The sequence below is a fragment of the Paraburkholderia sp. CNPSo 3281 genome, from assembly GCF_024206515.1.
Classification (GTDB): domain Bacteria; phylum Pseudomonadota; class Gammaproteobacteria; order Burkholderiales; family Burkholderiaceae; genus Paraburkholderia; species Paraburkholderia nodosa.
Window position 1 is genome coordinate 41,641 of the sequence record NZ_JAMBPS010000016.1, and the last position, 13,119, is coordinate 54,759.

Annotated in this window: 12 protein-coding genes; 7 read left to right on the forward strand and 5 right to left on the reverse strand. The window is 65.8% G+C overall.

Going from position 1 to position 13,119, the window contains the following annotated elements; all coding sequences use genetic code 11:
• Positions 1-114: 114 nt before the first annotated feature.
• Complete coding sequence (gene hfq / locus M3I56_RS17830; protein WP_254355115.1) at positions 115-615, reverse strand: RNA chaperone Hfq; 501 nt, start codon at positions 613-615, stop codon at positions 115-117.
• A 534-nt stretch (positions 616-1,149) separates the two neighbouring features.
• Here hfq and M3I56_RS17835 point away from each other — a divergent pair.
• From M3I56_RS17835 to M3I56_RS17855, 5 genes are all read left to right on the forward strand, one after another.
• Entirely contained in the window at positions 1,150-1,296 is a 147-nt protein-coding gene (locus tag M3I56_RS17835) for a hypothetical protein (protein WP_254355116.1), read from the forward strand.
• Between the two features lie 12 nt (positions 1,297-1,308).
• A complete protein-coding gene (locus M3I56_RS17840; RefSeq protein WP_375541742.1) occupies positions 1,309-1,872 on the forward strand; it encodes a sigma-70 family RNA polymerase sigma factor in 564 nt (187 codons plus the stop codon).
• Positions 1,873-1,943: 71 nt separating this feature from the next.
• Positions 1,944-2,768: an anti-sigma factor family protein gene (locus tag M3I56_RS17845; RefSeq protein ID WP_375541743.1), complete on the forward strand. Its 825-nt coding sequence runs from the start codon at positions 1,944-1,946 to the stop codon at positions 2,766-2,768.
• Positions 2,769-2,793: 25 nt separating this feature from the next.
• Positions 2,794-4,395, forward strand: a complete 1,602-nt coding sequence (locus M3I56_RS17850; protein ID WP_254355118.1) for an FAD-binding oxidoreductase — start codon at positions 2,794-2,796, stop codon at positions 4,393-4,395.
• 80 nt (positions 4,396-4,475) lie between these two features.
• Positions 4,476-4,862, forward strand: coding sequence for a hypothetical protein (locus M3I56_RS17855; protein WP_254355119.1), 387 nt, complete (start codon positions 4,476-4,478; stop codon positions 4,860-4,862).
• Positions 4,863-4,890: 28 nt separating this feature from the next.
• On the opposite strand, the gene M3I56_RS17860 is transcribed toward M3I56_RS17855, so the two are convergent.
• From M3I56_RS17860 to M3I56_RS17870, 3 genes are all read right to left on the reverse strand, one after another.
• The gene (locus M3I56_RS17860) at positions 4,891-6,726 is read right to left on the reverse strand and encodes an AMP-binding protein (RefSeq protein WP_254355120.1); all 1,836 of its coding nucleotides are present in this window, start codon (positions 6,724-6,726) and stop codon (positions 4,891-4,893) included.
• A 210-nt stretch (positions 6,727-6,936) separates the two neighbouring features.
• Positions 6,937-8,154 carry an MFS transporter gene (locus tag M3I56_RS17865; RefSeq protein ID WP_028204835.1) on the reverse strand — a complete coding sequence of 406 codons (1,218 nt, stop codon included), beginning with the start codon at positions 8,152-8,154 and terminating at the stop codon, positions 6,937-6,939.
• A 417-nt stretch (positions 8,155-8,571) separates the two neighbouring features.
• Positions 8,572-9,678 (reverse strand): porin, encoded by a 1,107-nt coding sequence (locus M3I56_RS17870; RefSeq protein WP_254355121.1) that lies wholly within the window; start codon positions 9,676-9,678, stop codon positions 8,572-8,574.
• A 371-nt stretch (positions 9,679-10,049) separates the two neighbouring features.
• Here M3I56_RS17870 and M3I56_RS17875 point away from each other — a divergent pair, with 371 nt between their 5' ends.
• Positions 10,050-10,823 (forward strand): SDR family oxidoreductase, encoded by a 774-nt coding sequence (locus M3I56_RS17875; protein WP_028204838.1) that lies wholly within the window; start codon positions 10,050-10,052, stop codon positions 10,821-10,823.
• Positions 10,824-10,904: 81 nt separating this feature from the next.
• Positions 10,905-12,620 carry a long-chain fatty acid--CoA ligase gene (locus M3I56_RS17880; RefSeq protein ID WP_254355122.1) on the forward strand — a complete coding sequence of 572 codons (1,716 nt, stop codon included), beginning with the start codon at positions 10,905-10,907 and terminating at the stop codon, positions 12,618-12,620.
• Positions 12,621-12,745: 125 nt separating this feature from the next.
• Here M3I56_RS17880 and M3I56_RS17885 read toward each other — a convergent pair whose 3' ends face one another.
• Positions 12,746-13,108 carry a hypothetical protein gene (locus tag M3I56_RS17885; RefSeq protein ID WP_254355123.1) on the reverse strand — a complete coding sequence of 121 codons (363 nt, stop codon included), beginning with the start codon at positions 13,106-13,108 and terminating at the stop codon, positions 12,746-12,748.
• Positions 13,109-13,119: the final 11 nt, after the last annotated feature.

The window sequence follows — 13,119 nt, forward strand, 5'->3', positions numbered from 1 at the left end:
CAGTTGTACAAAACTACGCGCGCAAACAAGCGGGCGCGCCAAGGCGCGCCCGTACTGTACTGAAGATCGGCGTGACCGGCGTACCGTGCAGCGAGTGCGCCAGCCAGCAGCGGGTTAGCTGTTGCCCGAGCCTTCGCCGCCGTTGCCGCCGTTGTTCACCGCGCCGTAAAGGCGGCGGCGGCGCGTGACGACGACCGGGCCGTCCTGGGCGCCACGGTCGTTGCCGGGGGCGCCCGATGCGCCCGATGGCGCGCCGGACGGCGCCGACCAGTTCTCGCGCGGCTCGCGCGATTCACGCGGTTCTCGTTGTTCACGCGGGCCATGGCCGCCGTGACTGCCGTGCGGGCCGCGGCTCGTATGCTCGCCGTGCGAGCTGCGAGCACCGCCCGGGCGCGGACCGGGACGGGTGCCGGTGTCGAGCTGGATGGTCGAAATGGCGCGCTTGTAGATGCCTTGCAGGCCGACGGGCGTGCGCAGCATCACCAGGTACTGATCGAACGACTCGATGCATCCGGTCAGGCGAATGCCGTTGACCAGATAGATTTCGACGCGCTTTCTTTCCTTACGCGCGGCGTTCATGAAGTCGTTTTGCGGGTGCGATTCTGCGGAAGGCATGGACTAGATTTGGCCAGGCGGCGCAATGCCGCAATCAGTTGGAAACGTTTGCTCGCCGCGATTCTACCTTGTGTCGGCGAAGCGCGCGTGCGGGAAAGTAAGCTTACTGCAGAACTATACCGGCTCGCGGCCGCGACCGCAGATTGACGAAAAATGCATCGCTGCGTCCCTTGTCGTCGGCTGCCGGGAAGCGGCGCGTCCGGATGACAGGTTGCGATGGGCAGCGACAGCGGTTTTCGGAAAGAGGCCTGCTGACGATACGACCGCGGATTGTCAGACCCGCGCGACCTTTCGACGCGCATGCACTCACTCACCACAGCGTAGTCCATGACGGCGGCCCATGCTCGACCGATTCGAGGCCGAATCACACCCTTACACGATGTATTTCGATCCGCTTGCGACGATTCTCGCGGTGCCAGAGGGCTTCGTTCCGTGCGGCGGCACACGCAAGGCGAAATCGCCGCTTGTGCGGAATAAGCGCACCGGCTGCAACGTTTAACGCGATATCGGGGATAAACCTCAACGGAGGTGATCATGGAGCGGTTTCGGAAAGTTCTCGCGTGTCTCGTTTGTGCGGCGCTGGCCGGCGTCGCCGGGGCCGGCCTCACGGCCTGCAGCGACATGAATTCAGGCGGGGCGTCGTCGACCAGTTCGGGCGGCTCGTCGGGTGGCGGCTACTGAGCGGCGTGCGGCGTGTTGCGTCATCCGTCGCCGGAGTTCGAAGCGCAGGTCGTGGCACAGCTCGGGCCCATGCGCCGCTATGCGCGCGCCTTGACCGGCGACGCCGCGTGGGCTGATGACCTCGTGCAGGACGCCGCAGAGCGCGCGCTCTCGCGCTGGACTTCGTTTCGCCCGCAGAGCAATCTGCGCGCGTGGCTGCTCACGATCCTGCGCCACCTCTATATCGATCAGTTGCGCGGCCGGCGCGAGATCGCCGTCGACGACGAAGCCGCGCCGTGGCGCACGCTCGAAGCGCCGCACGGCGAGGTGGATGGTCTCGTGCTGCGCGATCTGCAGCGCGCGCTCTATGCGTTGCCGGCGGCGCAGCGCGAGGTGCTGCTGATCGTGTGCGTGGAGGAGTTGAGCTACAGCGAAGCGTCGGCGGTGCTCGGGGTGCCGGCTGGCACGGTGATGTCGCGCCTGTCGCGGGCGCGCGAGCATCTGCGAGCGCTGCTCGACACGGAGCCGGTGCAGGATCCGGGGCGCGATCCGGCGCAACGCACCGCGCCGCTCAGGGTGGTGGGGACGCTACGATGAACGACAACGATCTCGGCCCCGAACGCGATGGCGAAGGCGTGCCGCCTGCTTCGCCTGAAGAGGACCTCACGATGCTGGGTGCTCTCGTCGACGGCGAACTGCCCGCGGGCGAGAGCGAGGCGCTGCAGGCGCGCCTCGCCGACGATCCGCGCGCCGCGGCGCGCGTCGCGGCCTATCGCGCGCAGAAGGCTGCGCTGCAGGCGTTGTGCGAAGGCGCGCGCGTGGCGGGCGAGGATGCAGCGCCCGGCGCCGCCGAAGCGGCAGGCAGCGCGCCCGCCGTGCTCGTTCTGCGTCCGGGCGTGCCGTGGTGGTGGCGCGCCGGCATCGCGGCGGCATGGGTGGCGGTGGGTGCGGGGCTCGCGGTGGCGGCCACGGCGCTCGTGCCGCGACTCGCGCCGGGCCTGGCTCCGGAACTGGCAGCCGTCTCGGCGCCGGCGGCCGCGCGCAGCGAAACGCCCGAAGCGTTCGCGCGCCGCGCCGACATCGCCTACGCGGTGTATTCGCCGGAGCAGCGGCATCCCGTGGAGGTGGGCGCGGCCGACGAGGCGCATCTCGTCGCGTGGCTCTCCAAGCGGCTCGGCAAGCCGCTCTCGGTGCCGTCGCTGGCCGAGTACGGCTACACGCTCGTGGGCGGGCGTCTCTTGCCCGGCAACACGGGGCCGGCCGCGCAATTCATGTACGAGAACGATGCGGGCGAGCGCCTCACGCTCTACGTGGGCAGTTCGGCCAGGGAGCGGGACCCCGTGCGCCTCTTGCGCGACGGCAACCGCCGCACGTTCTACTGGAGCACCGAACGGACCGGCTATGCGCTCTCCGGGCCGCAGACAGAGCCGAAGCTGCGCGAGATCGCGCTGGACGTATGCGGCGCGCTGGGCGGCAAGCCCGGGCAGTGGTGATGTGCGGCGCCACTAGAGCGGACTCATGAGCGACACCGCACGCCATGCCGCTCCCGTCTTGCCTCACGGCATCGACGAGGCCCGTTTCGCGCGTGCGCTCGCCGCGTTCGAAGGCATCGTGGGCGCGCCGAACGTCTGCCGTGGCGGCGCATCGCTCGAACCGTATTTCGATCCGTTCGTGCCGGTTGCGGATGCGCATGCCTTCGCACCTTCTGCTGCGATCCTCCCCGCGAGTGTCGAAGAGATCCGCGCGATCCTGCGCGTCGCGAACGAAACGCGCGTGCCGCTGTGGACCGTTTCCACGGGGCGCAACTTCGCCTACGGCGGCGCCGCGCCGCGTCTGGCGGGCTCGGTCGTGCTCGACCTGCAGCGCCTGAACCGCATCCTCGAAGTGGACGAGCGCCTCGCCTGGGCGCGCGTCGAGCCAGGCGTGAGCTACTTCGATTTGCACGCGCATCTGCGCGAGCAGCATCTGCGCCTGTGGGTCGATCCGCCCGCGGCGGGCTGGGGCAGCGTGGTCGGCAACACGCTCGAGCGCGGCTTCGGTACGACCGCCTACGGCGACCACGCCGCGTCGCAGTGCGGCATGGAGGTCGTGCTCGCCAACGGCGACGTGGTGCGCACCGGCATGGGCGCGATCGAAAACGGCACGGCGTGGCAACTCTACCGGGCGGGCTATGGGCCTTCGTTCGATGCGCTCTTTACGCAGTCGAACTACGGCGTCGTCACGAAGATGGGGCTCTGGCTCATGCCCGCGCCGCAGGCGTTCGTGATCGGCGAGATCCAGTTCGCGCGCGAAGACGACCTCGGCGTGCTCGTCGATACGCTGCGCGCGCTGCAACTCGGCGGCACGATACGCCAGCACGCAGCGATCGAAGGCGCGATCCGGCGCGCCGCGAGCCTCGCGCCGCGCGCGCGCTGGTACGAAGGCGAGGGCGCGATGCCCGAGGCCACCGTCGCCGCGATGCAGCGCGATCTGGGCGTGGGCCGCTGGAATCTGCACTATGCGCTCTATGGCGCGCCCGAGGTGATCGACGTGGAGCGGCGCATCGTCGAGCGTGCGTTTGCCGGCGTGCCGGGTGTGCGTTTCTCGGCGCAGCGCTGCGCCGAAGGCGACGAACCGCAGGGCGGCGCCGACCGCAACCTCGCCGGCATTCCGGCGATGAGCGCGTTTCGCATGCTCGACTGGCGCGGCGGCGAGGGGGCGCACGTGGACTTCTCGCCGCTGTGTCCCGCCGACGGGCGCGACGCGCTGCGCCAGTACGCGCTCGTCAAGGCGCGCGCGGCCGAGTACGGTTTCGATTACTACGGCGGCTTTACCGCGGCGGGGCGCTATCTGCATCACGTATTTGCGGCGATCTTCGCGCGCGAGCGCCGTGACGATGCCGCGCGCGCAGGGGATTTGCTACGCGCGCTGATGAGCGACGCGGGTGCAGCCGGCTACGGCGTGTACCGCTCGCATCTGCTGTACATGGATTACGCCGCGGCGCAATACGCCTTCAACGACGGCGCGCTGTTGCGCCTCGCGCAAACCGTGAAAGACGCACTCGATCCGCAGGGCGTGCTCTCGCCGGGCAAGCAGGGCATTTGGCCCGAGGCGTGGCGTGCGGAGCGCGGTTATACGTGATCGAGTTAATCAAGACTGCGTAGCGTTTGGCAGCAAGGATTTGCAGCAAGGATTGGCAGGAAGGCCGCACGGAGGACTCGATGGACAGGCGGGCTTTTCTCTACGATGCCGGTGCCGTGGTGCTAGGCGCGGCATGCCAGGCGCATCCGCTCCGCGTTGCGTTTGGCGAACGCGTGCCTCGTGCGGGCGCAGTGCTGGATGCGCCAGGCGCCGTGGTATTCGACCCGGCGCTCGCGCAGGGCCGCGTGCTCGCGCGCGAAGCGGCGCGCGCGGGATGCGTTGCGTGGGCCATCGGCGACGGCTGCGCCGATACGGCCAATAGCGACATCGGCATCCTGTGGCACGGGCGGATCGCGCGGCGGCTCGAGCCCGGCGCGGCCTTGACTGGCGCGTTGCGTGCCTCGGACCGTTTCGTGCTCGCGCGGCTAGCAAGCGCGCGCGGGGTGACGCTGCGCGACTTCGCTTAGGTAACCTTAGCGATGGCGCATCGACATCTCAAGTCTGCGGCTTCTTCGCCGCTTTCGCGATTTCCTCGTCGCGCAGCTGGCGGCGCAGGATCTTGCCGATGGTCGACTGCGGCAGGGACTCACGGAACTCCACGATGCGCGGCACCTTGTAGCCCGTGAGCTGCTGACGGCAGAACTGGATCAGCGCGGCCTCCGTGAGCGCGGGATCGCGCTTCACGATGAACACCTTCACGCGCTCGCCCTGCACCGGATCGGGCACGCCGATTGCCGCTACCTCGCGCACGCCGGGGTGCATCGCCACCACGTCCTCGATCTCGTTCGGATACACATTGAATCCCGACACGAGAATCATGTCCTTCTTGCGGTCGACGAGGCGGATATAGCCGCGCTCATCCATCACGCCGATGTCGCCGGTCGTGAGCCATCCGTCGGCGAACACCTTCGCCGTTTCGTCCGGGCGATTCCAGTAGCCCTTCATCACTTGCGGGCCCTTGACACAGAGCTCGCCGGCTTCGCCGATGCCGGCCCAGGTGCCGTCGTCCCTACGAAAGCGCACCTGCGTGGAAGGCGCGGGCAGCCCGATCGAGCCTTCCGGATGCGCCTGGCCCGCGTTCCCACGCGCGAGATCGACGGGATTCATCGAAACGATCGGCGAGCATTCGGTGAGACCATAGCCTTCCACGACGGGCTTGCCCGTGACGGCCCGGAACCGGTCGGCGACGGCCTTCTGCATGGCCATGCCGCCCGCCATCGCGAGCTTGAGGCCCGAGAAGTCGCGCTGGCGGAACGCCGCGTTATCGAGCAGCGCGCTATAGAGCGTGTTGACCGCGCTGATACAACTGAACGTTTCGTGTTGCAGCACCTTCATCACGCGCTTCATGTCGCGCGGATTGGCGATCAGGATGTTGCGTCCGCCGAGGGCGAGGAAGATCAGCGCATTGATGGTGAGCGAATAGATGTGATAGAGCGGCAACGGCGTGAGCACCGTCTCGGCCCGGGCGTCGAGCTGGTTGCCAACCCAGGCCTTGGCCTGCTGGACGTTCGCGAGCACGTTGCCGTGCGTGAGCATCGCGCCCTTCGCGATACCCGTGGTGCCGCCCGTGTACTGGAGGAACGCGAGATCGTCGGCGTGGGTCGCCACCGGGGCGTGTGGCGCGCGCGCACCTTGCGCGAGTGCATCGAGCAGGCGCACCACCTGCGGCAAGTGGTAGGGCGGCACCATCTTCTTCACGTGGCGCAGCATGACGTTGACGAAGCGGCCCTTGAGGTTCAGCCCTTCGCCCAGCAAGTCGCCGAGCGCCGTCACGACGATGCGTTGCACCTGCGTGCCGGGCAGCGCCGCTTCGAGCGTGGCGGCGAAATTCTCGAACACGACGATGGTCTGCGCGCCGCTGTCCTGCAACTGGTGCGCAAGCTCGCGCACGGTGTAGAGCGGGTTGACGTTGACGACCACGGCGCCGGCCTTGAGCGCGCCGAAGAGGGCAACCGGATACTGCAGGGTGTTGGGCAGCATGATCGCAACGCGCTCGCCTGGCTGCGCGCCCGCGCCTTGCAGCCAGGACGCGAACGCCGTGGCCCTGCGGGCGAGCGCGGCGTAGGTCATGGGCGAGCCGGCGCTCACGTAGGCGACGCGCTCGCTGAAGCGCGCCGTGCAGTCGTCGAAGAAATGGGTGAGCGAGGCGTACTGGCTTGCGGGGATTTCGCGCGGCACGCCGGGCGGGTACGAGGCATACCAGATGCCGTCGGTGTTGGGAGGGGCCGGCTGAGGTGGGGCCGCCTCAGGTGCGGCCGGTTGAAGAGGGGCCGTCTGAGGTGCGGAAGCTGCCACAGGGTTCGCCGGATCGGGCTGGGGCGTTTCGCTCATAGTGGATCTCCGGACGGTAGGGCAACCGAGTGCCTTTCATCTTTCATCATGCAACGCTGCGCGCCGTGCGGCCAGGAGGTCTTACCCGGTGTGCGGGCGCGGGCGCTCGGCGATCGTCAAAACCAGCAAAAAGGCCGTGCGGGCGAACCCGGCACGGCCTTTCATCGTGTTGCTGCGGTGCGGCGTTACGGGGCCGCCGCGTGCGGCACCTCAGACGCCCGACACCTCTTTCGCGGTCTGCGTCATGTCGATGCCTCGACGTTCGCGGCTGAACGGGATCAGTACGGCGATCACCACGGCCACTGTGCCGGCGACGATCGCCATGGCCATCGAGTAGTTCTGGTTGTGCGTTTCGGCGAGCGACGCTTGCAGCGTGGCGTTCACCGAAGCGAACAGGTTACCGAGCTGATAGACGAGGCCCGGGAAGGTCGCACGCACTTCGTCAGGCGAAATTTCGTTGAGGTGAACCGGGATCACGCCCCAGGCGCCCTGCACCGAAATCTGCATGAGGAACGCGCCGAGCGCGAGGAGCACCGGGCCTTGCGAGAATGCCCAAAGCGGCAGCACGGGCAGCGCGATCAGCGCGGCGATGAAGATTGCCTTGCGGCGGCCGATTTTTTCGGACATCTGACCGAAGAAGAGGCCGCCCACGATGGCGCCGATATTGAGCACGATGGTGATGATCGACACGGTGTGCGGGTCGAAGTGATGCTGTTCGCGCAGGAAGGTCGGATACAGATCCTGCGTGCCGTGCGAGAAGAAGTTGAAGGCGGTCATCAGCACGATGGCGTACAGGGACAGCTTCCAGTTGTGCTTGAGCGTGGTGAGCAGGGTCGGGCGCACACGCTTTTGCATCTCCTTGAAGGCTGGCGACTCGGGCACGTGCATGCGCACATAGACCACCAGCAGCGCGGGCAGCACGCCGACGAAGAACATGCCACGCCAGCCAATGTACTGATACAGCACGCCGAACACGATCGAGGCGAGCAGAAAGCCGCTCGGATAGCCCGCCTGCAGCAGGCCGGAAACGATGCCGCGCGACTTGGGCGGAATGGTTTCCATGGTGAGCGCAGAGCCCACGCCCCATTCGCCGCCCATCGCGACGCCAAAGAGCGCACGCAGGACGATGAAGGTTGCGAGGTTGGGCGAGAAGCCCGTGAGCAGTTCGAGTATCGAATAGCACGCGATGTTGACCATCAGCGTGGGACGGCGGCCGTATTTGTCGGCGAGACGGCCGAATATCAGCGCGCCGAGCGGGCGCATGGCGAGTGTCAGCGTAATGGCAAAAGCCACTGCCGGGATTTTGGTGTTGAATTCGGTGGCGATGTCTTTCAGAACGAAAACCATCAGAAAGAAATCGAATGCATCGAGCGTCCATCCCAGGTACGCAGCGATCGTGACGTTCTTCTGTTCACGCGTCCAGCTCATGTTGATTGTTCTCCTGTGATACTGGGGGCAATGCCATGTCTCCTGTCGATCGCAATGGGCGCTTGTGCGCCCCGCGCGATCTCATGCACGTGTCGGCATTGCCTTGTGTGGCTTGGTTGTGTGGCTTGGTGCGGCCCCCCCGCAACGGGCCACGCGCGAGCAGTGTACGCCCGGCGTTAAACATTTGCATGCATCTTGACTGGAACCCGTAGTAATCCCTGGGGAATTCGGCTAGAGGCGAAAGCTATTTGTTTTATTCGTAATTTAAATGTAATTAAAGTGAAGGTAACTCAATGGCGAGTGAGTTAATCGAAGTGCACGAACGAATGCAAACGAGCGGGCATTTGCCCGCTCGTTTGCATTGAAAAGCCGCGCCGCCGTTGAGCCGGTCGTCAGACCCGGCGATGCAGGCCGCTCTTAGAAGATGTTGCGAAAGCCGACGGCGACGCCGGTCTGGTTGTTGCGACCCGGGAAGTCGGCCGTTGCCGAGCCGTTGCCGCGCATGAAGTCGACCGTGCCGTACACTTCGGTGCGCTTGGACAGCGAGTACTCGGCCAGCAGCACTGCCGAGTAGCGCACGCCGGTGCTGAGCGTCACGCCGTCTTCATTCAGGCCGTTCTTTGCGTGGTCGTAGTAGTACGCTGCGGTCAGCAACAGCGGCGAGCTAACCTGCCACGTTGCGCCGGCATAGAGACCGTTGTCGATACGGTTGGTTTTCGTCACCGGCGTCACGAAGTTGATCGCTGCAGGCGAGTTCGCGGCTGCCATGTACTGGTCCACCACGCCCGTATTGTCCTGGCCCCACAGCCAGCCGCCGTACAGGTGGACCGGACCGAGCGCATAGACTGCGCCGAGGTTGGCCACGCGGTACTTGTTGTTGTGTGCGTCGCTATTCTGCTGATAGCCCGCGAGCAGCGAGACCGGGCCGGCTGCGTAAGTGGCCGTGAAGCCATACATGTTGCTCGCGCCGACGCTGCCCGCCACGCCGCCGAAACTGTACATGCCTTCGACTTCGAGGCCGCCGAACTTGCCGTCGTACTTGACCGAGTTGTTCTCACGCAGACCGTAGCCGAGTGCGCCCGGCAGCCAGCCGTCCTGGTCGAAGTTGCCAACGGTCAGCGGGTCGAAGGTGTTACCCAGTTGATCGAACAGGGGCGTGTTCTGACGGCCCATCGTGACCGTGCCGTACTTGTTGCTCGATATCCCCACGTACGCCATCCGGTTGAACAGCGTGTTCGAGCTCGCCAATTGGCCGTTCCAGAGGTTGAACCCGTTCTCGAGGCGGAACACGGCTGAGAGGCCGCCGCCCAGATCCTCAGAGCCCTTCAGGCCCCAGCGGCTGCCGGTGATCGGGCCTTGCGTCATCTGCAGCTCGTTGTCGTTGTGCGCGTTGGCGTTCGTGAGGTAGCGGATGCTGGTGTCGACGATGCCGTACAGCGTGACCGAACTTTGCGCGAAGCTGTGCTGGCAAGCGAGTGCGAGTGCGAGGCCGCCGATGGCCGATGCGATCTGGGTGTGTCTCACGGTGGGATCCTTTTCTTCTGCTGCGTGTTGTTAGTGTCTCGGACCGCCGGGGTACCAGGGTCCGTATTTCTTGTATGCCGAGCCAGTGGGTGCTGGCTGGGAGGCGATCATAGACGCTACGGCGGTCGGGTGAAAACGCTGGCGTCGCGCGATTGCAACAGTTGCGCGCGCAAGGAACGCCTTGCGTGCTTTCATTTTTCAGTCTACCCAGCCCGCATACGCCCGGTCGCAAAAGCACAAATGCCGTTTAATGAACGGTCGTGCTTTTCCCTGGTTGCCAAGCTGGCGGGCCTCGCTAGAATCGTTGGCATCTCATCGCGTTCCGCAATGCGGAGCGACGGCCGGTCGACAGACATCAAGGAGACGAAAGCATGCGGGTCAGGGAAATGTTCGAGCTGGGCGGTCAGGTCGCACTCATCACCGGCGGCTCGCGCGGGCTGGGTTTGCAGATGGCGCAGGCGCTCGGCGAGATGGGCTGCCACGTGGTGATCACGGCGCGCAAGGCCGACGAACTGGCCCAGGCTGCGAGCCATCTGCAGGCGCTCGGCATCAAGGCGACCACGATCGTGAGCGACCTGCAGCGCGCCGAGGCCGTGAAGCCGCTCGTGGACGAGACGCTGGCGGCCGGCGGTCAGATCGACATTCTCGTGAACAATGCGGGCGCCACGTGGGGCGCCCCCGCGGAGGATTATCCCGACGAGGCGTGGCACAAGGTCATGAACCTGAACGTGACCGCGCCCTTCTTCCTCGCGCGCGAAGTGGGCAAGCGCAGCATGATCCCGCGCCAGCGTGGCAAGATCATCAACGTAGCTTCGATTGCCGGCCTGAAGGGGTCCCTCGGGGCCATGCAGACCATCGCGTACAACACCTCGAAGGCGGCGGCCATCAACTTCACGCGTGCGCTGGCTGCCGAATGGGGCAAGTACAACATCAACGTGAACGCGATTTGCCCGGGTTTCTTTCCCTCGAAGATGTCGGCGGGCCTGCTCGACAAGCTGGGGCAGGTGGTGATCGACCATACGCCGCTGCACCGTCTCGGCGACGACGACGATCTCAAGGGCGCCGTGGTGTTTCTCGCGAGCCAGGCGTCGCGGCATATGACGGGCCAATATCTCGCCGTGGATGGCGGCGCGAGCATCGTCTGATTACGCATGGTACGTGGCGCCAGCCCTCAGCGAGCGGTTGGCGTCCGCGTTCTTCACAAGTCTTGCCTGACGGAGCCCGCCATGTCCACGTCCGCCCCGACGCTATCCGCACATTCGCCGTCATCGCCGCAGCCGGCCTCGCCGCATTGGCCCGCGCATCTGTCGCCGCATCTGAGCATTCCGCAAACGAACCTCTTCTATAACGCGGAGGTCTCGGCGGCGCGCTATCCCGACAAGCCGTTCATCGTCTTCTACGACACGCCCGTTACGTTCGCGCAGTTCAAGGACGAGGCCGAGCGCGTAGCCGGCTATCTACAGGAGGAATGTGGCGTGAAGGCCGGCGACCGCGTGCTGCTCTACATGCAGAACAGTCCGCAGTGGGTCATCGCTTACTACGGCATCCTGCGCGCCAACGCCGTGGTCGTGCCGGTCAACCCAATGAACCTCACCGAGGAACTCGCGCATTACGTGGAAGACAGTGGCGCGACCACGGCTTTCGTCGCGCAGGATCTCTACCCGCGTATTGCGCCGCTCGTGCAGGAAAGCGAAGGCCTGCAGCATCTGCTCGTTGCGACGTATAGCGATTATCTGAAGTGCGAGCCCTTTTCGCCGCCGCCCGAATTCGTGGGCGCGCCGCGCTCCGTGAGCGGTCCGGGCGTCGCGCACTGGGCCGACGTGCTCGAGGCGCGTTGCGTGCCCGGAGCGCTAACCGCCGGCCCCGACGATCTCTGCGTGATGCCATACACCTCGGGCACGACGGGCAAGCCCAAAGGCTGTATGCACACGCATCGCAGCGTGATGGCGACGGCCGTGGGCGGCTGCAACTGGTTTGGAAGTAATCAGGATGCCGTACAACTTTCGGTGCTGCCGCTTTTTCACGTAACCGGCATGCAGGGCGGCATGAACAGCCCGATCTACAACGGCTCGACCGTGGTGTTGCTGCCGCGCTGGGATCGCGACGCCGCGGCGCGCGCGATCGAGCATTACCGCATCAACGGCTGGCAGGCGATCTCGACGATGGTGGTGGACTTCATCTCGAACCCGCGCATTCACGAGTACGACCTGTCGAGCCTCGCCTGGATGCGCGGCGGCGGCGCGACGATGCCCGACGCGGTCGTGAAGAAGCTCAAGGACCTCACCGGGCTCGACTTCGTCGAGGGCTACGGCATGTCGGAAACCATGGCGGGCACCCATATCAATCCGCCGCGGCGTCCCAAGCCGCAGTGTCTCGGCATTCCGGTATTCGACGTCGACTCGCGTGTGATCGATCCGATCACGCTGGAGGAGGTGACGCCAGGCGAGTCGGGCGAGCTGATCATGCATGCGCCGCAGGTGATGCAGGGCTACTGGCGCAACCCCAAGGCGACGAGCGAAGCGTTCATCGAACGCGACGGCAAGCGCTTCCTGCGCACGGGCGACCTCGTACGGCGCGACGACGAAGGCTATTACTTCATGACCGACCGCCTCAAACGCATGATCAACGCGTCGGGCTACAAGGTCTGGCCGGCCGAGGTCGAGGCGCTGATGTACCGGCACCCGGCGATCAACGAGGTGTGCATCATCGGCACCCAGGACGCGCGCCGCGGCGAGACCGTGAAGGCCGTGGTCGTGCTCGATCCGAAGCAGGTCGGCCGCGTGAACGAAGACGACGTCATCGCCTGGGCGCATGACAACATGGCCGCGTACAAAGCGCCGCGCATCGTGCAGTTCGTGGACGCGCTGCCGAAGTCGGGCAGCGGCAAAATTCTGTGGCGCAAGCTGCAGGAAGAAGAGGCAGAGGCGCGCGGCAACGCGTGAGCGCACAGGCCTGCGCAGTTCTCCTTCGTTATCCTTCAATATCGAGCCCGTCTGGATAGCGCGCAAGTGCGCGCCAATCCAGACGGGTTTTGTTCTTATTGGGCTGGCACGTTCGTGCTTACGCATCAGGCGCCGGCAAGCGCGGGCAAACCGCCTTCGCGCCAATCCTGCTCCATGGCGGCTGCCTTGCTCCATTCCTGTGAACCGCGTTGAGCGGGCACGGTCAGCGGCCATTCGCCCGGCGCCTGCGCGTTCTTGCGAGCCAGGATCGCCTCGCACAGAAATTCCATGCTGTACGCCTTCAGCAGATGCGGGTGATTCGTCTCGATATAGGCGGCGACGCGCGCATGTTCACCGGCGATCGATGCGAGCGAGTCGAGCGTGCGCGAGTCCCAGCGAAAACGCAGGCCCAGTTCGGCAAATGCCGTATTGAATGCGCACAGCTGCGCGTCCAGTTGACGATCGTGGCGGGTGTCCAGGTGGCTCATGGCTGTCTCCT